The sequence below is a fragment of the Acetomicrobium hydrogeniformans ATCC BAA-1850 genome, from assembly GCF_000160455.2.
Classification (GTDB): Bacteria; Synergistota; Synergistia; order Synergistales; family Acetomicrobiaceae; genus Acetomicrobium; species Acetomicrobium thermoterrenum.
Window position 1 is genome coordinate 1,974,340 of record NZ_ACJX03000001.1, and the last position, 17,958, is coordinate 1,992,297.

General features: G+C 48.7%; 16 protein-coding genes. 6 read left to right on the forward strand and 10 right to left on the reverse strand.

Features of this window, described 5'->3' with window-relative positions; all coding sequences use genetic code 11:
- Positions 1-96 precede the first annotated feature (96 nt).
- Genes HMPREF1705_RS09855 through HMPREF1705_RS09880 form a run of 6 tightly spaced genes read left to right on the forward strand, consistent with a single transcriptional unit; the run spans position 97 to position 5,781 of the window.
- A complete protein-coding gene (locus HMPREF1705_RS09855) occupies positions 97-1,086 on the forward strand; it encodes an asparaginase (protein WP_009200942.1) in 990 nt (329 codons plus the stop codon).
- Positions 1,087-1,139: 53 nt separating this feature from the next.
- The gene (locus tag HMPREF1705_RS09860; protein WP_111089613.1) at positions 1,140-2,141 is read left to right on the forward strand and encodes a hypothetical protein; all 1,002 of its coding nucleotides are present in this window, start codon (positions 1,140-1,142) and stop codon (positions 2,139-2,141) included.
- Between the two features lie 26 nt (positions 2,142-2,167).
- Positions 2,168-3,922: a carbon starvation CstA family protein gene (locus HMPREF1705_RS09865; protein WP_009200940.1), complete on the forward strand. Its 1,755-nt coding sequence runs from the start codon at positions 2,168-2,170 to the stop codon at positions 3,920-3,922.
- A gap of 26 nt (positions 3,923-3,948) precedes the next feature.
- Complete coding sequence (locus HMPREF1705_RS09870; protein ID WP_009200939.1) at positions 3,949-4,209, forward strand: hypothetical protein; 261 nt, start codon at positions 3,949-3,951, stop codon at positions 4,207-4,209.
- The gene (locus HMPREF1705_RS09875) at positions 4,169-5,185 is read left to right on the forward strand and encodes an ArsA family ATPase (protein WP_242603583.1); all 1,017 of its coding nucleotides are present in this window, start codon (positions 4,169-4,171) and stop codon (positions 5,183-5,185) included. Before HMPREF1705_RS09870 ends, HMPREF1705_RS09875 begins: the two co-directional genes overlap by 41 nt.
- A complete protein-coding gene (locus HMPREF1705_RS09880; RefSeq protein WP_009200937.1) occupies positions 5,182-5,781 on the forward strand; it encodes a hypothetical protein in 600 nt (199 codons plus the stop codon). The genes HMPREF1705_RS09875 and HMPREF1705_RS09880 overlap by 4 nt, the downstream gene beginning before the upstream one ends.
- A 50-nt stretch (positions 5,782-5,831) precedes the next feature.
- On the opposite strand, the gene glmS is transcribed toward HMPREF1705_RS09880, so the two are convergent.
- The 10 genes from glmS to HMPREF1705_RS09940 form a co-directional block, all read right to left on the reverse strand.
- Positions 5,832-7,664 carry a glutamine--fructose-6-phosphate transaminase (isomerizing) gene (gene glmS, locus HMPREF1705_RS09885; RefSeq protein WP_009200936.1) on the reverse strand — a complete coding sequence of 611 codons (1,833 nt, stop codon included), beginning with the start codon at positions 7,662-7,664 and terminating at the stop codon, positions 5,832-5,834.
- A gap of 414 nt (positions 7,665-8,078) precedes the next feature.
- Positions 8,079-9,599 (reverse strand): glycine betaine uptake BCCT transporter, encoded by a 1,521-nt coding sequence (locus tag HMPREF1705_RS09890; RefSeq protein ID WP_009200934.1) that lies wholly within the window; start codon positions 9,597-9,599, stop codon positions 8,079-8,081.
- Between the two features lie 73 nt (positions 9,600-9,672).
- Positions 9,673-10,998, reverse strand: a complete 1,326-nt coding sequence (locus HMPREF1705_RS09900; RefSeq protein ID WP_083489978.1) for a glycine/betaine/sarcosine/D-proline family reductase selenoprotein B — start codon at positions 10,996-10,998, stop codon at positions 9,673-9,675.
- A 19-nt stretch (positions 10,999-11,017) separates the two neighbouring features.
- On the reverse strand, positions 11,018-12,328 hold the full coding sequence (locus tag HMPREF1705_RS09905; RefSeq protein ID WP_009200931.1) for a glycine/sarcosine/betaine reductase component B subunit: 1,311 nt from the start codon (positions 12,326-12,328) through the stop codon (positions 11,018-11,020).
- Between the two features lie 70 nt (positions 12,329-12,398).
- Positions 12,399-12,872, reverse strand: a complete 474-nt coding sequence (gene grdA, locus HMPREF1705_RS09910; RefSeq protein WP_083489979.1) for a glycine/sarcosine/betaine reductase complex selenoprotein A — start codon at positions 12,870-12,872, stop codon at positions 12,399-12,401.
- A gap of 164 nt (positions 12,873-13,036) precedes the next feature.
- Positions 13,037-13,705: a response regulator transcription factor gene (locus HMPREF1705_RS09920; RefSeq protein ID WP_009200928.1), complete on the reverse strand. Its 669-nt coding sequence runs from the start codon at positions 13,703-13,705 to the stop codon at positions 13,037-13,039.
- Positions 13,692-14,819: a PAS domain-containing sensor histidine kinase gene (locus HMPREF1705_RS09925; protein WP_050767853.1), complete on the reverse strand. Its 1,128-nt coding sequence runs from the start codon at positions 14,817-14,819 to the stop codon at positions 13,692-13,694. The genes HMPREF1705_RS09920 and HMPREF1705_RS09925 overlap by 14 nt, the downstream gene beginning before the upstream one ends.
- A gap of 58 nt (positions 14,820-14,877) precedes the next feature.
- A complete protein-coding gene (locus HMPREF1705_RS09930) occupies positions 14,878-16,158 on the reverse strand; it encodes a DVU_1553 family AMP-dependent CoA ligase (protein WP_057940990.1) in 1,281 nt (426 codons plus the stop codon).
- Entirely contained in the window at positions 16,155-17,474 is a 1,320-nt protein-coding gene (trsS, locus tag HMPREF1705_RS09935; protein WP_009202488.1) for a radical SAM (seleno)protein TrsS, read from the reverse strand. Before trsS ends, HMPREF1705_RS09930 begins: the two co-directional genes overlap by 4 nt.
- A complete protein-coding gene (locus tag HMPREF1705_RS09940; RefSeq protein ID WP_009202489.1) occupies positions 17,474-17,932 on the reverse strand; it encodes a DVU_1555 family C-GCAxxG-C-C protein in 459 nt (152 codons plus the stop codon). The genes trsS and HMPREF1705_RS09940 overlap by 1 nt, the downstream gene beginning before the upstream one ends.
- Between the last annotated feature and the right edge of the window lie 26 nt (positions 17,933-17,958).

The window sequence follows — 17,958 nt, forward strand, 5'->3', positions numbered from 1 at the left end:
TTTATATAGTCCTCGGAGCACAATTTTAACATTACCCCCTCTTTTTTGAAACTCAAAAAGTGTTACACTTGTACTTACGTTTAGGAGGTGTTTAGGATGTCGGGAAGCTCCAAGGTCTTGCTAGTAGCTGCGGGCGGAACCATTGGCATGACGTATGACGAACGTGCCAAGGGTTACGTGCCGAGCCTGAATGCAGGAGAAATGCTTTCATGGCTTAAATCCAAAGATCTTCCATGCGAAGTAAGCGTAGTGGATTGGAGCCATCAGCCCAGCAGTCACTACAACATCAGGATGATGGCCGATCTCGTGGAATTATTGAGAAAGGAAGCCGCTCAAGGCCTTAGTGGGATAGTCGTGACCACCGGAACGGACTCCATGGAGGAAATGGCTTATTTGGTTGACCTCCTCTGGCCCTACCCTTACCCCGTGATATTTACCGGATCCATGGTGCCCCACGGAGAGTTGAGTTCTGACGGCCCTCTTAACTTATATCATTCCTTGCTTGCCGCTTCCTCCGAATCCACCTGGGGGCTCGGCGTTTTGATATGTTTTCAGGATCAATTGTTTGCTGCTAACGAGGTTTGTAAGCTCAATAGCTACAGAAGGGATGCCATAGCTACCCTCAACAAGGGGCCCGTTGCCGAAATAGTGGCGAACAAGATATGTGTGTTGAAAAAGCCAAAACGCGGAAGGGTAATCGAAGAGATGGTCCAACCGGCAAAGGAAGTGGAGATCCTTTGGGCTACCCTGGGAGGCGGAGAGAGGATTTTAAAAATGCTGGCCGAGGACGAGAATTTGGAGGGGCTGGTCCTGGCCGGCTTTGGGGCTGGAAACGTAAATCCGGCGTGGGTACCGCAAATAAGACAAATCGTTCGCAACGACGTACCTGTGGTCATTACCTCGAGATGTCTTCAGGCTCGAGTCCTGACTTGCTATGGTTATGAAGGGAGCGCTCAAAAGTTGATAGAGCTTGGAGTCCTTTCGGGCGGCAACCTGACTCCCCTTCAGGCCAGGTTAAAGCTGGCCGTGGGAATAGGTAAAGGCTTCACCGGAAAGGACCTGCAGAGTTATCTGCTGGATCAATAGGAAGAAGTCAAAACCTTATTCGTTTGATTTTCAGTCGAGAGGAGAAAAACACTGTGGATTACGAGACAATTTTACTGTTGTTCGATAAGGATCACCCATGCTGGGATGAAGAAACGCTAGTCTTGATCGGGGAAGATTGCAGGGGATTGAAAAAACTTGAGGACCTTGGATTCCTTGAGGCAGATAATGGGATTTACACCCTCAGCGAAAAAGGTCGTCAAGCCTTCAAAAAACTTTGCCTTGAGCAATTCATCGACGAAGAGCCCGCTACTTCTCCCAAGAGCTTTCAAGAAAAAAGACAGAGCCTCTGGCGCACCAGGCTTCAAATTCTTTTGGACAACAGCTTTACCTCGCGATGGGGGCTCAAGGAGTTTTATCCGGGAAAAGCCCTTAAATATGTGCCACCTTTAAGAGGAAACCAAATATTCAAATTAAAGGACAACCATATCGATTGGACATACCTATGCCACGAGAGCGTCGTCAAGATAAAAGAGCATTTTAACCTCACCGGCTTGAAAGCTAGGGAGGCGACTCCTCCAGGCATCGAAGAAATCAAAGCCTGGATGGAGGAAAACGAAATTTCCTGCGAATCTTTCGTTGTGGATTTGTTTTTTCTCTCTCGATACGATTTTGCCTACTACATGCAATTTCCAAAGCATCCCAACGACATTTTAGGGCTTGTAAACGCCGACAGGTTCTTTTTCTTTAAGGGCTTTACCCCCTTCGAGGATCATATTAAAGACTACATAGAAACGATAGGCAAGGTGCATCTTTTCCTGATGAACCAGCGGCACATATTTCTGCCGGGTTACTACGACCTGGATCTGGCTGATCAGGATTCGCTCAGTTGGGTGATTTGGGTTACCGAAACCGAGGAAGAAGCATTAAAGCTTGCCGGCTGTATTAAGCCCTTCGGCCAATCGCTGATTGAGCCTGCAAAGCCGATGGATATATGGATCATAAGCGCGGAAAAGCTCAAAGAGATTAGAGAAAAGCAGGAGACGCTTTTTGACCTTTTCTCCTTGATAGCCCATCCTGTGGCAAGAACGATATAAACTTTTTATAAAGGAGGTTTGAAGGGATGAACACCTCGATTTTATTGATAATAGGAATCGTCATTTATCTCGTCTGCTATTTATGGTACGGCAAAAGCCTCGAGCGAAGGGTCGTCGGAGCAGATAATTCCAGACCGACCCCTGCGCATTCCAAGTTTGACGATGTAGATTTTGTTCCCTCGCACCCTGCCGTCTTATTCGGACATCACTTCGCTTCAATTGCAGGCGGAGCGCCAATACTCGGCCCTGCCTTGGCCATGGCTTGGGGTTGGTGGGCGGGTTTGCTTTGGATTTGGTTTGGAAACATATTGATTGGTGCAGTCCACGACTATTTGGCCATCATGGCTTCAGTACGACACGAGGGGAGATCGATCCAGTGGATAGCCGGCAAGATGATGCGCCCGCGCACGTCCTACCTTTTCCAGGTATTCGCTTACCTCACCCTTGTCCTGGCCCTTGCTGCGTTCGCTACATCTTTAGCATATCTATATATAGCCCGTCCCGACGTGGCGAGCATGTCCGTTTGGTTTATAGCAGCTGCAATTGTAACGGGTATTTTGCTGTACAAGCTGCGGATTAATTTTGTATTAGGAAGCATTATTGGGATTTTCCTGACCCTCGGTGCTATATGGCTGGGGTCTTTGACCCCGTTGAGCATCAGTTATAAGGGGTGGTTAATTATATTCTTCGTATATATGATGGCAGCTAGCTCCTTGCCGGTGTGGATATTGCTTCAACCGCGGGACTACCTTAACTCCTATATACTCGTCTTTGGTCTTGCCCTGGGAGTTGTTGCTTTAATTTTCGTGGGGGCAAAGATGGAGTTGGCCGGCTTTGCAAGTTGGAGTCCGAATATCGTCGGAGGAGTACCGTCTCCCTACTGGCCAGTCGTTCCTCTGATAATTGCCTGTGGTTCCCTCTCGGGGATACACGGGCTCATTGGCTCAGGAACAACCTCCAAACAGCTGGACAAGGAGACTCAGGGCCTTATCGTAGGCTACGGAGGCATGCTGACCGAAGGTTTGCTCTCTTCGGTCGTAACGGTGACCATTGCTGCCTTCGGCTTGCTAGTATTTAAGGAAGCAAGCGGAAGGCTCTCCGAAATCGGCGTAGTGGCTGAAAGCTTAAAGGAACCTCTCTATCTTGGCAAAAATTATGTAAAGGCCATAGGAGCTGTCGGAGGCCCCTTGGGCATTTTTACGGAAAGCTACGGAAGACTTTTCGAGCAGGCCTTTGGCATCTCTGCCCAGGCAGGGACGATCTTTTCGAGCCTGTGGGTTTCTGCCTTTACCCTTACTTCCATGGATACAGGGAACAGAGTGTTGCGTTTTGCCTGGGAAGAGGTGTGGGAGCCGCTCAAAAGTAGCGGAGGGACGCTTCACAGGGCGATTACCCACCGTTGGCTGGCGTCGGCTATACCATCGGCTCTGAGCATAGCCCTTGCCTGGGGCAAAGCCTACAGCGTGCTATGGCCAGCCTTCGGCGGCGCAAATCAAATGCTTGCAGCCGCTACTTTGTTAACTATCGCACTGTGGGTGTTGCAGCTTGGCACTGCTCCCAAAGGGCACGTAAGGTTCATAATCGCCTGTGCAGGAGCTTTATGGTTTACAGTCTTCGTAGGGCTTTGGTGGTTTTTGTTTGCCGTCCCCTCTTCGCCTTTGGTGCGGGGATTCGTAGTTTTGGAGATCCTTCTGGCCCTTGTATTCCTATATGATTTTTATCGTTCTTTGCAGAATACGTCGACTATAAAAGCAAAATATCCCGAGACGATAAAACCTTAATTTAAGACTTGAGCGAAGACAGTTCCATGATCGGCGAGGACTTTTTTGAGCTTTTAAAGAAAATAACAAAACTTCAGGCCACGGATTACGTCAAAGCGGAACTTACGGCGCAGGAAGAGGCATTTGCCCTTTTGCTTTTGGGCAGCTTCATCGGGTTACCGGCTCCTTCGGCGGGGTTGGTAATCCAGCTTCTTCCTCATTTGGGGCCGGAACTTGAACTTTTAGAAAGGCGAGTGGCAGAAAGCGATGACCTTTTTGCGCAAGTTGCTGGGGTCCTTAAGATCTAGGCCTGAAAAAAGCAAATCTTTTACCAATGAGGGATGGGCAAAGTCCAAGCGCTTCATCGTTATGGGCAAAGGCGGAACGGGAAAGACCACGATCTCATCCGCATTGGCACGCGCTCTTTCGTCGAAGGGCAAAGGCGTCTTGGCCGTCTCTTTAGATCCTGCCCACAATTTGGGCGATGTCCTAGGGTGCCCCTTAAGTAGCGAGCCTCAAAAGATTGACGATCGCCTGACCGCCTTTGAATTGGATTTGGACGAGCAAGTACAACGCTTCGTCGAAGAAAAGTTACGCCAAATGCGCCCCTTTTATGGCAATTTACAAATATTTAATGCGGACAAATTACTTGAGACCATCAAGCAATCTCCGGGCATGGAGGAATTTGCCGTCCTTGAAGCCATTAGGGAGATATCTACCTTTGCAGAAAAGTGCGATGCAGTGGTGCTTGATACCCCTCCCACCGGCATGACCGTGAGAGTTTTGTCCCTTCCCGATATCACGCTTATTTGGATAGCCGAACTCATGAAGTTGCGTTCTAAAATTTTGGACAGGCGCGCTTACATTCAAAATATCGAAGGAAGTGATGTCGAAACTAATCCGAGCAACGATCCTGTCATGGCTGAACTTTGCAGATATAAGAGCGAAATTGAGTCGACCAAGAACTTTTTGCTCGGGGAAGATTCATTTATATTTTTGGTGCTTCAGGCCGATAAACTTTCGGTATCTGAAACTGAAAGGACCATCAAAAAATTAGATAGCAACGGTTATGTAATAACTGCCTGTTTTATAAACAGGGCTTCGAAAGTTGAAAGGCGCAATTTTCTATATGATTCATGCGGGTTATCGAACTTGATGAAACTTTACGACAAGATACCGTGGATAGAGTTACCCGACCTTGGAAGGGACATCTCCGACCCTGAAAATTTGCTCATCCTAGGCGATATAATTTGTAATTTTCTCGATGCGGGTGATGCAAGGTGAACGCGGGCGTTGCTTTATTGGTCATTTTAGGTTTGGTGGCAAGCCTTCAATACTGGCGTGGCAGGAGGTTGAACTTAACTTTAATCAGGGAGCTTGTAAGGCAGATGGAGGAAGCTCTTCAACCTGTAAACAAAAATTACACTTGGATAGGCGGGTATGTCGGCGTAGTGGCCGAATATGATTTAAAGCACGAGGTTTACGAAAAGGTCAAGGGGACAATTTCTCTCTTGCCCCATCATAGCTTGCTTTATTTCCCAATTTCCCTTCTTTTGGGGCGAAGGGACAGGGTTTATATATTGATCTATCCCAAAAGAAAGCTTAAAGGGAAAGCTCATATAGCCATAGGAAAAATCAAAAACATCTCTCGAACTTCCTTTAAAGATGAAATAGAATTAAAAGGAGTTGTCGCCCAAAGGCGCTACGATAGCAAAGAAGAGATAGAATTTTTGACGAAGATCATCTCCCGAGTCAAAGATCCTTCCTCCCTGGAGCACCTGGCTGCCAATGTTGAGGAAAACGCCTATTATGCTAGGTTAAGGATCGGCCGTGGGGATATTTCAGAACTGTTAAGGTGTTTTATTGCGACCGTAAATTAATATATAAATATGGCGCCGAAAACTTCAAGCTTCGGCGCCATATTATGATTTTATTCTACCGTAACGCTCTTAGCTAAGTTCCTGGGCTTGTCTATTTCGCATCCGCGCTTTTTGGCCACGTGGTAGGCAAAAAGCTGTAAGGGCACGACCGTCACGAAGGGAGAAAACTCCTCCAAAGTTGATGGAACGTATAAGACATGGTCCGCGTCACTCGCCAGTCGCTCGTCGCCATCGAAACCCACTGCAATTATAGGAGCGTGCCTTGCCTTTGCCTCCTGTATATTGGACAATGTTTTCTCGTAAAGGCTGTCTTTGGGTGCAACGACCACCACAGGCACGTTTGGATCGATCAACGCAATTGGGCCGTGTTTCATCTCGCCTGCGGCGTAAGCTTCGGCGTGAATGTAGGATATTTCCTTTAGCTTCAATGCTCCCTCGAGGGCTACGGGGAAGGACATCCCCCTTCCCAAAAACAGGAAGTTTTTGTAATCTGCAAATTTCCACGCCAGATCTTCGATGGAGGGCTCGCGTTCCAATATAGTCTCTATCTTGTAAGCCAGCTGAATCATTTCGTCGGTCAATTCCTTTTGCTTTTGATCGGATAGGGTGCCTTTAATTTTTGCTATATACAGCGCCAGCAGGTAGAGGGAAGTTATCTGTCCCATAAAGGTCTTTGTCGCCGCTACCCCTATCTCCGGACCGGCTTTGAGAAGCAAAAAGTCATCGCAGCTTCTTGCAAGCGTAGAACCCTGAACGTTAGTGACTGCCAATGAATACGCCCCTGATTCGCGAGCTTTTCTTTGAGCTGCAAGGGTATCGGCAGTTTCTCCCGATTGAGAGACGAAGACTACCAAAGTATCAGGGGAAATCTTACTGTCCCTGTAACGATATTCGGAGGCGATGTCTACCTTTATATCCAGATCAGTCCAACGTTCGAAAACCCTTTCAGCGATTAGCGATGCATAATAGGATGTTCCGCAGGCAACTATGTGTATTGCCTTGAATCCCTTGATGGTCTCTTCGTCCATGGCGAGTTCGCCCGACAGGTCCACCTTTCCGTCGTGGACCCTACCTTTGATAGTAGCTCTGCAAACTCCTCCCTGCTCGTGGATTTCCTTCAGCATATAGTGAGGATATCCGCCCATCTCGGCCATCGATAGATCCCATTCTATAAAAAAGCTTTTTTTCTCGATGGGCATTCCCCTTTCGTCCCACAGCTTAATTCCCCGGGGCGAAAGCTCTGCAATGTCCCCGTCGTCCATGTATATAACTTTCCTCGTGTAGGGAAGGATGGCCGGAATATCTGAAGCGCAAAGTGCCTCGCCATCTCCCTGTCCCAACACAAGGGGTGAGCCCTTGCGCATGCAGTATATGTGATCGGTATCATCTCTGTTTAGTATCGCCAAAGCATAGGAACCCCTCAACCTAGATTGCAGGTACGTGAGGGCATTTAACATATTGCCATCGTATACTTTATAGAGCAAATGAGCTATCACTTCTGTATCCGTCTGAGAAGCGAAGGTAATGCCCTGGGCAGATAGCTCATCTTTAAGTTCGTGATAATTTTCTATTATGCCGTTATGAGCCAGGACAAAACGCTTATATCCGTCCGAGTGAGGGTGGGCGTTAACCGCGGAGACTCCGCCGTGCGTAGCCCAACGGGTATGGCCTATACCGATGTTGCCCTTTGGAGCGCGATTGGAGACGATGCGCTCGAGGTCAGAGACCTTTCCAACTTCCTTTATGATTTCTATTTCTTTGTTGTTAAGGACAGCAATGCCTGCCGAATCATATCCCCTGTATTCAAGTCTTTTCAGACCGTCCAAAAGCACACCACAAACATCTCTATAGCCTATATAGCCGACTATACCGCACAAAGTCATTTCATCCTTTCTATTTTCCCGACACAAGGAAGATTGTCGCCTCCTTTGTCCCGCAGATCGCTCCACGGTTTTGTAAGACGACTTACTGGCCTACCTTCCCAGGCCACGGGGGCATCCGCCGATAGCTTCGATTCTCCCCCAACCTCGTCAACTGGTCTGCAACCAGTCCCGGCGCTTGACCACACTACCGCTGATTCCGTAAATGTCTAAAAGTATCTTCCGATGCCCTTCACCTCCTTTGAGCCGAACAACATCTCTGCATTCTCTCTACATAAAGAAGAGAGATGGGCACTTCTTGAGGAAGTGCCTCTCTCCGCCTTTTGTCAGTATATCTAAAAACCCGGAAATTATCAATAAAGTTTCACATGAGAAATTGCTTTTAATTCAGCGTAGATATAAAATAGAAAAACATCTTCAGCTTTCAATCTCCCTTAAAGCTGCCTCGTCGGATTTTAAGGCCTTCACCAGAGAATAGCAGGCAAGGATCATGATAATAGCGAAAGGAGCTGCGGCAGCTATGGATGCTATTTGCAGTGCCTGCAGTCCTCCTCCCATCAATAGCACAAAGGCCAGTGCTGCTTGCAATACTCCCCAAATTGCCATCTTTTGTCTGGGCGGGTTTAGGTCTCCTTGAGTCGAGTACATCGATAGGACGAAGGTCGCAGAGTTGGCTGAGGTTATGAAAAACGTAGAGATCAATATTACCATTACTACGGACATTATCATCCCCAAAGGATAGTGCATGTACATTTCAAAGACTCCCGTGGAAATGTCCGTGCTCACGGTAGAGGCGATATTTGCCAAGCCCTTAAGCTCCAAATAAAGAGCTGAGGTTCCAAACACGGCAAACCAGGTAAAACAACCCAATGCTGGGACGACGAGCACTCCCGTAACGAATTGTCTTATAGTCCTTCCCTTCGATATCCTTGCGATAAAGGAGCCCACAAATGGCGCCCAGGCGATCCACCAGGCCCAGTAAAAGAGCGTCCAACCTCCGAGCCACTGCCTGAATTCTCCGCCATATGGAGCCAGGGCAAAACTTTCGGGAACAACGTTAGCCAAATATTCGCCTATACCCGTAAGAAGGGATTCCAATATGGAGATGGTTGGCCCCAGTGCGAAAAGGGACAAACACAACAGTGTGGCGATAAATAGATTGAAATTGGCAATGAACTTAATGCCCCTTTCCAATCCCGATACGGCCGATCCCGTGTAAACAAGACACAATGCCGCAATTATAAGAAATTGGACAGTTATGGTCTGAGGCACCCCGAATATGTATTTTAACCCGCTGTTGATCTGCAAGACGCCAAGGCCAAGCGAGGTAGCCACACCTGCGGCCGTCGCAAAAATGGCCAGGACATCCACTAATTTGCCGAAAGGTCCCCTCACGCCCTTCTCTCCTATGAGGGGAGTAAAAAAGCTGCTGATCAGCCCCGGCGAATCTTTCCTAAACTGAAAATATCCTAATGGCAAAGCGATGACCGTATAAGCTGCCCAGGGATGCAAACCCCAGTGAAAGAAGGAAATCCTCATAGCATCTGTGGCTGCCTTGACGGAACCCGGTTCAGATGCAAAGGGTGGATTCAAAAAATGAAATATCGGCTCGCCAACTCCGTAGAATACCAGCCCCACGCCCATTCCGGCAGAAAAGAGCATTGCAAACCATGAAAGGGTGTTGAATTCGGGCTTCGAATCGGCAGGGCCGAGCTTCAGTTTTCCGTACTTGCTTATCGCCAATCCGACGGGGAAAACGACGAAAAAGGTCATGGAAAGCATGTACCCCCAGCCGAAGTTATGTATGAGGAAGTTAAAGAGGCTGTTTGCCGCCGATCCGAAGCCTTCGGGGGATAAGAACCCCCATATAACTATAGCGGCGATGACTAGCATGGAGATTATATATACCGAATTATCCTTGCGATTGTCGTTTATCATTCTGTGGCCTCCTTTGTGATGATAAATGTGATGCGCAAAAGGGAGGCTCAAGGCCTCCCATTTGCTTATCAAGCTATATCTTTACCGGAAAAACGGTCTGTTCGTTAATGTCAGTCTCGAGAGCATCGAGTGCCACGCCGACGCGATGGAAGCGCAATTTCCATTCGTCTTCCGGCGAAAGGTTGGGGTTTCCAAGGGGATAGGGAACCGCAACACCGGGTACGATGCGGTTTACCCCTACGGTCTTGGCAATATTGATGAGGTTGCAAATTACCACCACAGGAATGCCCGTGCGTTCGATTTCCTTTGCGATCGTTGACCCGCAACGAGTACAGGTTCCTCAAGTCGCCGTTAAAACTACTGCTCCTACGTTTCTTTCCTTAAGCTGTTGGGCTATCTCACGGCCCATTCTGGCTGCTTCAGCCTGTGTGGTGCCGGTGCCGACGGTTACGTAATATTGGTCATCAACCTCTCCGATGCACCCCTCTTTTTGGTACTGGCGTATGGCGTCAAGGGGAAGGACGACGTTGGGGTTTTTGTTGGCCTGCTCTGGATCGTAACCGGCATGTATTGTCTTAAACTCAGGCGCCGTCAGGCGATCGAGTTTGGAAATGTCGTAGGCGCCCCATTTCGTAGCCGAGCAGGACTGTATCCTGTCGGGGTTGTCCTTGGGGACGATGCCTCCGGAAGTAACAAGTGCAATCTTTACCTTGCGAAGATCCTTTACTGCTGGGGCTATAGGCACCCTTTCCTGTTTTGGTATGGGAAGTTCGGTCTCGTAGGGCTCGCCTTTGAGCTTTTTAAGGAGCATTTCAAATGCCCTGTCGGCTGCGCATTTAGGTTCCACACCAAGGTCCTCGAGGAAGACCTCATGACGTATGCCTCTTGGAAAGTAGCCTTCCATTGAGGCAGGAAGCAGTTTATCTCCACGAGCTATTTTATCGGCAAAGACAGCCATCTTTTCGACGTCTTGCTTCATATAGGTTGCACGACGTCCGCCTTTAAATATGTATATGTTGGATTTAAACATCTCCACCGCAGGGTTTTCCTCGTTCATGGAGGTGATAGCTGGGACATCGAACTTTTCCTTTACGGCCTTGCAGATCGTTCCGCAGGCCACGCCGTAGCGACCTGCATTGAAGGCAGGACCTGCCAGGAAGACGTCGAACTTCAATCCCTCAAGCATCTTTAAAATCCGAGCGACCGCTTCCTCAGGATGAGATGCCATGAAGTTGTCCCCGCATATTACGGTATGGGTGATCTTGACTTCCTTCATGGATTCGTTTAAAAGAAGCCCTGGCCCGACCGGACCTTCCTGCAATACAGGTTCGAAATCGGCGCTTTCTTCTCCTCCCACCTGCCCGAAGAACTGGTTTATGTAATGAACGGCCTTTAACATAAAATCATCCCCTCATTTCCTAAAACTCGGCGCAGGTCTTCAGCGAAAACCCGCTTATGTGATCGGAGCAAAAGAAGGCGTTATTTTCCATAATGATCGATCCGTCATCCCTGACGCAGCCTTCCCAGCCTCCGGAAAGCCCGTCCCTGGCAAGGGATTCAAGCTCCCCTAAAACCGTCTTCATAGGAGGAAGCTCGTAAAGCTCGGAGACGTTTCCGGTGGATACGAGCGCGTTCGCCCTCTCGTCTAAAGCAACCAGGGGCTGAGAGGTTCCGTCGCGTCCCGTGCATTCGTTCGTCATGCCCACTGTCTTGATGCCAGCCTTTTCAAGCTCCACGAGGGTGAGGATGTAGTCTACGTCGGGGTTTCCGTAGCCTTCCTCGGCAACTATGGCACCCTCTGCGCCCAAAGATTTTGCGATGTTTGCCACCATCATGGCAGACCTTATCTTTTCTTCCATTACTACGTTGAGGTTAGACAACACGACGCCCAAGAAGTTGATCGTCCTTCCGTGTTCCCTCATCAGGCGCTTTATCATGGGATTGTTTACCCACTCATAGGTAGAAATCTTCGACGAGCAGGGCATGAAGCTTCCCGAAATTACGGCTCCGTCAAGAATTTCGTTGGGATGAAGGTATGTAGGAAGCATGCGGTTGCCGTCCCAGCCGTAGACCAGGGCGTTGTAGCCTAAGGCCTCCATCTGCGTTTGAATTTGAGGCACGTAGACGACCGATGGCAGATTTTTTACCTCGGAAGTCCTTTCGTTTACGGGCTCAAGCTCCCACGTCTCTATCTCTTCAGGTTCCAAGTCTTTGACGCATTTTCCGATGTATTCGGATAACCTCATTCCTGCCCAACGAAGGGCGCGGTTTTTCTTCTGCTGCTCGTGCCTTTCGAATTCCTCGTCAGTATCCCCGACTAATACCAGGTTGGGCATGGATCCGAAAATGGTGTTTCGCTGTGCCGGTCCGCTCATGTCGATGAGGCCGTCCTGAAAGGATCCCCAATGTTTTCCCACCACTAAAAGCGAACATCCCTTTAGTGCGTGTGTTCTTCCGGCCCCGACCGGCTCCACAGGCGCCGTGCAGCCAGGATATACGGACTGGCCTCCCGATACCTTGCAACGCATCTCGTAGGCTTCCTTTACGGGAACGAGCCTCACCTCATCTCCCGGCCTTACGATGTAAAGCTCGGCTTCGGTTATGTGAGAGTCCTCGAAGACGACGTCTAAAGCCTCTTTCTTGTTGACCGTTAATACGCCTCTATCGTAGAAGGTCTTGTCGCCGAAGACGATATCTTTCACTGTAAATTTACCAATTTCAAGTTTCATAACTTAACACTTCCCTTCAAAATTAGGTAGTCCCGCGACATACTGTCGTAATTACGTCAATACGACAGGCCTAGAGCTCATATTTGCTGTGCTCTTTTCTCATTTCGGCAACAGCATCGATCAGGCCTTGGACGTCCAAGACCATTTCCATCATGCCGAGCTGCTCTTCCCAAAGTGTTGGGTCTACCTTTTCTTTGAATAGGGGATCGAAAATGTGATACACGGCGAGCCCCAACGGGGCTCCGGCTAATGGCCCTGCAAATGTGGGATCACCAGCAGTTACGGTCTCCGCGTAAATCGACGCACCTTCCGCGTCGGAACTTCCAAGTACGACCACCACATTTTCCGGTCCGTACTTTTCAGCTATGTCCTTTACGCGCTGCTGGTTTTGCAGGTCCATCGCCCCTGCCGCAGTTCAGACGAAGCACTCCGTCACGGCAAAGGCGATATCACAACCGAGGGGTTTTAAAACTTCTTCCATAACCGGGGCGGGTATTCCGTCCCTTTCTCCGAGCAGGATGAATTTTTTGCCCTCAAAAGCCATTTTATACCCTCCTTCCTATTTGTGAAAATACCGAAGAATAAGAGATACCATTCACATATACATGCAAACAATATCCTCATAAATCGATGATTTGTTTTTAGTATAGAAAGGAAATCGGCCGAGGGGCAATTGTAAAAAACTTGAATTTTGACTAGCGCCTATTGCTAGTCGTCATCGTCCAGACCTACCAAGCCTTCCCTAATGGCGTAGCGGGTAAGATCCGCAATATTAGCGCAATTCAGCTTTTCCATGATATTTTTCCTGTGCGTGTCGACGGTACTTTTGCTGATCGAAAGTTTGGAGGCAATGGATTTGGTATGTTCTCCCTTGACCAAAAGTCTTAAAACCTCCATTTCTCTGGGAGATAGTTTATTTTCAGCGGCAAGCACGTCTCCTCTTTTTAATAGCAAATAATCTTCCAAGACGATCTTTGCGGCTTTAGGCGTTAGGTATACGAGGTCCTGTGAAACTGCTTTTATGCCTTGGACAAATTCATCTATGCTGCAATCCTTTAAAATATAACCGCGAGCACCGGCTTCCAGAATTTGTGAAATCATCCCTCTGTCCAGGTGCATTGAAAGGGCTATTATCTTTACGTTCGGATGTCTTTGCGTCAGCATCTTTGTTGCATCGATCCCGTTCATATCTGGCATGGTAATGTCCATGACCACTATATCGGGGTTATAACGAGGGACCAGTTTCAATGCCTCACGTCCACTGGAAGCCTTGCCCACGACGGAAATAGCCTCTTCCTTCGATAAAAGCTCGCTTAATCCATCTAAAAAGATCTTATGATCGTCCACCAAAAGGACCTTTATCTCATCGGACGCCATGTTCCAACCTCCTTGGGGCTGTCAAAGATACCGTAGTCCCCTTTCCCGGCTCTGATATGATTTGAATCGAACCGCCTATAGAATGAAGCCTCTCCTTTATGCTGAAAAGCCCGAATCCGGAGGCTGTCGGTTGTGAGCGCCTCTTTTTGATTATGAAACCCCTTCCGTCGTCTTCGACTACCACGCGAACCTTATTCTTGCCGTGATGCAGGCGAATAAAGACGCGAGAGGCTTTTGCGTGTTTAACAACGTTTATCAACAGTTCTCTTGTCATTTGGTAGAGCAACACAGAGATATCCGTATCGATCTTTTCAGAAGCGTCTCCTTTTTCCTGAAAATCTACATCTATGCCGTGAGGTTTGAGAATTTGTTCAGCCACTGATTCTAGCGCTGCTCCGAGGCCAACATCGTACAGCAGAGGCGAACTTATCTCAAAAGTGAGGGTTCTGGTATCCTGTATCACATTATCCAGCATCTTCATGATTTCTTCCAACTCATTTTTGGCGTTATGGTCTTGGGCTATTCCGTGGAGGCGTTGCAATCGGTGCATTATCATGGCCAGAGAATAGCCCACTCTATCGTGAATTTTTGTGGCTATACTGTGTCTCGTTTCCTCTTCCGTCAGAGAAATCTTTGCTATTAGTTTCCTAAGTTCCTCGCGGTAACTTAGAAGCTGGGACTCGCTTTTTCGAAGTGCCTCTTCGGTTCTTTTCCAATTTGTCATGTCGAGAAAGACTACAGCTACCTGACCTTTTGCGGGGCTGAATCCGAGGCCGTAGAGATATTTGCCCGTGTCGCGACTTTCTCCTTCGTGATGTTTAGACCGTCCGCTGCGGGCCACATCGATAACAAGCTGGTGCCATTCCTTTTCCGCATAGGGCCAGACTTCCGCAAAAGTATGGCCCACGACCTGCTTTCTCTTGACCCCCATTACTCTTTCGTAGGCGGGATTGACGTCCAGAAAAACCACTTCCGTTGGATTGCCATTATCATCATATATAACCCTATAGAGCGCGATAGGGTCAAATATCCTGTAAAAAAGCTTACGGTTTATGGCTGCGACCTTGTCATCCAAGTCATTTTTTGAGAAATACTTATGAGGTATCTCCTTCATTTGTGTCACTGCCTTCGCGAATGTGCTTAACATATATTATACTATCTTTACTGATTGCTCAGTCTTCCCAGTCCATCTTTGGGCTTTGATGTCGAAAGGAGGAAAGGCTTACTTTTTTTACGATGATATTGCGAGGAACGCCGGGGACTTGCCTTAGAACCTCAGCTGCTTTGTCAACGTACTCCTGTTTGCCTTCCGCCACGGCTATGGTGAAAGATAACTTTTCGGTAATGTCTCCTGTATTCTGCAAGGATACTTTAAAGTCTTCAATCCAGGGCAATCTCCAAAGGGCATCTTCCACGTCATAAAGACGAAGTGGGACGCCACCTGCGCCTTTTCTGGGTAGGCGACCGAGGATTTCTATGCGTTTTAAGGGCGAACCGCAAGGACAAACGTCCTGAAGGATGCGGCCTTCGTCGCCCGTTCGGTAGCGGATCAATGGAAAAGACATTCGACCAAGTGTGGTGACGACTATTTCTCCCCACTTGCCGTCGGGAAGGACTTGTCCGTTTTCATCTACGATTTCAACGTAGACATCAAGTTCTCTGACGTGACAACCTTGTCTTGCGCGACACTCCACTGCACAGCCCCAGCCTGTTTCGGTGAGGCCGTAATGGTTGAAGGTCGTACATTCCCATAGTTTTTCTATTCGATGCCTTATCGAAAAAGGCGCCATGTCAGCGCTAAGCAGGACAAAATCGGGCTTATGAGTGGTCTTTCCCGCAATCCTTGCAATCTGCGCAGAAAGACCGACTACGATATTGGGGTGGTGATCGTTTATGGCCCAAATTGCTTCGGTCGGGTTGCGGATAAGCCCAAATACAAGCGTTTCACATCCGAGGCGTTTTAAAGCACGCTTAAGTATTTGCCCTATGCTGTCGGGGAAAGACCCTTCCATAAATACGATGACTTTGCTTCCCGAAGGTGTAAATGTCGACATTCCGTACATGAAGAAATCTTCGGTCGCCTTTAGATCTTCTTCGGTAAAAAAGATCCTCTTGGAAGGAGCCGACGTTCCAGAGGTGTTTAAAGTAACGATGCGACGTACCTTTGACTGAGACACTGTCAAAAAGCGCAACGCCGATTCAGCGAGATCCTGAGGGAAGGTGAAGGGAAGTTGGTTGAAAGGAACGCCCTTTACAAAGCCAAGGCGATCACGGTAAAAAGGGGAGTGCAAAAAAGCATGCTCGACTGTACGGGATAAAAGGTGCTCTTGTGCCCTTTCTATTTCGCTGCGGTCTTTGATCCTGATGGACTTTTCCCCGGCCTCACGCCAGGGAAACTCCTTGGCAAGGCGGCTGGCAATCCATGGGTCCAGAGGGGTCAGCGGGATTTTCATCGGCGACGATACAGGGGCTTGCCGCCCCTGGCGGTCAGGTTCCAGGCACAAAAAGGTACAAGTCTTCCATCAAGTGCTGCCACGTGAATGCAGCAGAAGCGCAAACGTTCTAAGTCGAGGTTTTCCGCATCTTGAAAGGCCATAGCGCTTACGCTAAAGCTCCCTCTTTCGTAAAGGCCGATAAACCTTTCAAAGGCATCTCCACTTTGTAGGTCACAAGTCTTTGGGGCGATGTCGGCTCCCCAGCGGCGTCGGATGCTTCCGACAGAGCTTTTAAATCCCTCATCTAAGGACCGACCGTTACAACAACATGGCTCACTTGTCAGGGGAATGATTTTGTCAGGGGATTCAACCAGATAGACTGCCCGAAAGGAACATCGTTCATGCTCACATCGAGATGGGCGAAAATGAGATAAATCGATCATCCCGTCTGTCTGTGCTACCAGATCTCTCATGATCCTTGGAAGCGTCAGACGTTTATCGTCGCTTGGCGGTTCAGGAAAACGGCCAAAATAGCTCATGGGCTGAAAATGGACTCCTCTAACGGCTGGAAAGCAAGAAAGTCCGAAACGGACGATATCTCCCATCTCGTTGTCGTTGATCCCTTTTGTGAGAGTGGGAACCAAGACGACCCCAAGGCCCGCCTCTTGGCACGCATTTATAGCCCGTACCTTCTCGCTCAAAAGCGGCCTTCCCCGCAAGGCTCTGTAAGTCGTTTCGCGAAGGCCGTCGAATTGCAGAAACACCCAGTTCAGTCCTGATTTTTTTAATTTTTGCGCGTAACCAGGTTCTTGTGCCAGCCTAAGGCCATTCGTATTTAGCTGAATTCCTGGAAATTTAAGATTTGAGGCCAAGCGAATAAGGTCAAATAGATCGTCTCTAATCGTCGGTTCGCCGCCCGAAAATTGAAGGATGGCGTTTGATGCCTTATGGCGTACGTCATGTAACAACTTCGCCAAATCATGAAAGTCAGGCTCAAAGCCCTCTCCTGCGCTTGCAAAACATACCGGACACTTGAGTTGACACTTTTCGGTAACCTCAACCACCACTGTGCAGCTTTTTTGCAGATGATCGGCGCACAGCCCACAGCCGGCAGGGCAAGCTTCAGGGGGGACGTCCTCAGGTCCCGTAACCGGAAAGCGGCCCGATGTCCAAGCCTCAAGGCTTGGCATTCCTTCCCATACCAGGCAGAAAAACTCTCCATGATCCGGGCAATGTTTCCTCAAGAAGACGTCGTTTTCTTTTCCTTCCAGAACTGCCGGGACTTGTTTTAGACAGACAGGGCATACGCTGTACGTGTGTCGTAAGATCGTCATTAAAGGGGCCGCCCCTCCCGTATATCAAAACCATGGGTTTCAAGAAGCTCTAAAGCCTTCTCCAACGTTTCCATTATCATTGGAAAACATTTTTGAAAGCATTTCTTTGGATCTGTAATTGGCTCGTGGCCCAGAATATCCCCGCAGTTGACGCGCCCGCCCGATCCCCAACTTTCTTGAAACCATTCGTGGAGGCGGCCGATCATTTCGGGCAACTTGGGGTCTTTTTCTTCAAACGGCGCCCCCTTGCCGGCATAAAACCCAAGAAGACAGCAAGCGCCTGTCAATGCCCCGCACGTACAAGCAGGCGAAAATGTCCCTCTGCAAAGGCCGTTCATCGCTGCTGTCAGATCCTTATTTTCCTTCCCTGTAAGCGCCAATCCGGTTAGTATCATGACCTGTGAACAGCAAAAACCTTCCTGCCCCCATTGCATGACTGCGGTGCTTAGGTCTTTCATATCGATCTCTCCTTTAATCTTCCCGA

Coding starts and splice junctions, on each gene's coding strand:
- HMPREF1705_RS09890 (WP_009200934.1), bottom strand. CDS start 9,599: ATGATAAACGACAATCGCAAGGATAATTCGGTATATATAATCTCCATG.
- HMPREF1705_RS09865 (WP_009200940.1), top strand. CDS start 2,168: ATGAACACCTCGATTTTATTGATAATAGGAATCGTCATTTATCTCGTC.
- HMPREF1705_RS09940 (WP_009202489.1), bottom strand. CDS start 17,932: ATGAAAGACCTAAGCACCGCAGTCATGCAATGGGGGCAGGAAGGTTTT.
- HMPREF1705_RS09925 (WP_050767853.1), bottom strand. CDS start 14,819: ATGAAGGAGATACCTCATAAGTATTTCTCAAAAAATGACTTGGATGAC.
- HMPREF1705_RS09870 (WP_009200939.1), top strand. CDS start 3,949: ATGATCGGCGAGGACTTTTTTGAGCTTTTAAAGAAAATAACAAAACTT.
- glmS (WP_009200936.1), bottom strand. CDS start 7,664: ATGACTTTGTGCGGTATAGTCGGCTATATAGGCTATAGAGATGTTTGT.
- HMPREF1705_RS09875 (WP_242603583.1), top strand. CDS start 4,169: ATGACCTTTTTGCGCAAGTTGCTGGGGTCCTTAAGATCTAGGCCTGAA.
- HMPREF1705_RS09855 (WP_009200942.1), top strand. CDS start 97: ATGTCGGGAAGCTCCAAGGTCTTGCTAGTAGCTGCGGGCGGAACCATT.
- HMPREF1705_RS09930 (WP_057940990.1), bottom strand. CDS start 16,158: ATGAAAATCCCGCTGACCCCTCTGGACCCATGGATTGCCAGCCGCCTT.
- trsS (WP_009202488.1), bottom strand. CDS start 17,474: ATGACGATCTTACGACACACGTACAGCGTATGCCCTGTCTGTCTAAAA.
- HMPREF1705_RS09905 (WP_009200931.1), bottom strand. CDS start 12,328: ATGAAACTTGAAATTGGTAAATTTACAGTGAAAGATATCGTCTTCGGC.
- HMPREF1705_RS09920 (WP_009200928.1), bottom strand. CDS start 13,705: ATGGCGTCCGATGAGATAAAGGTCCTTTTGGTGGACGATCATAAGATC.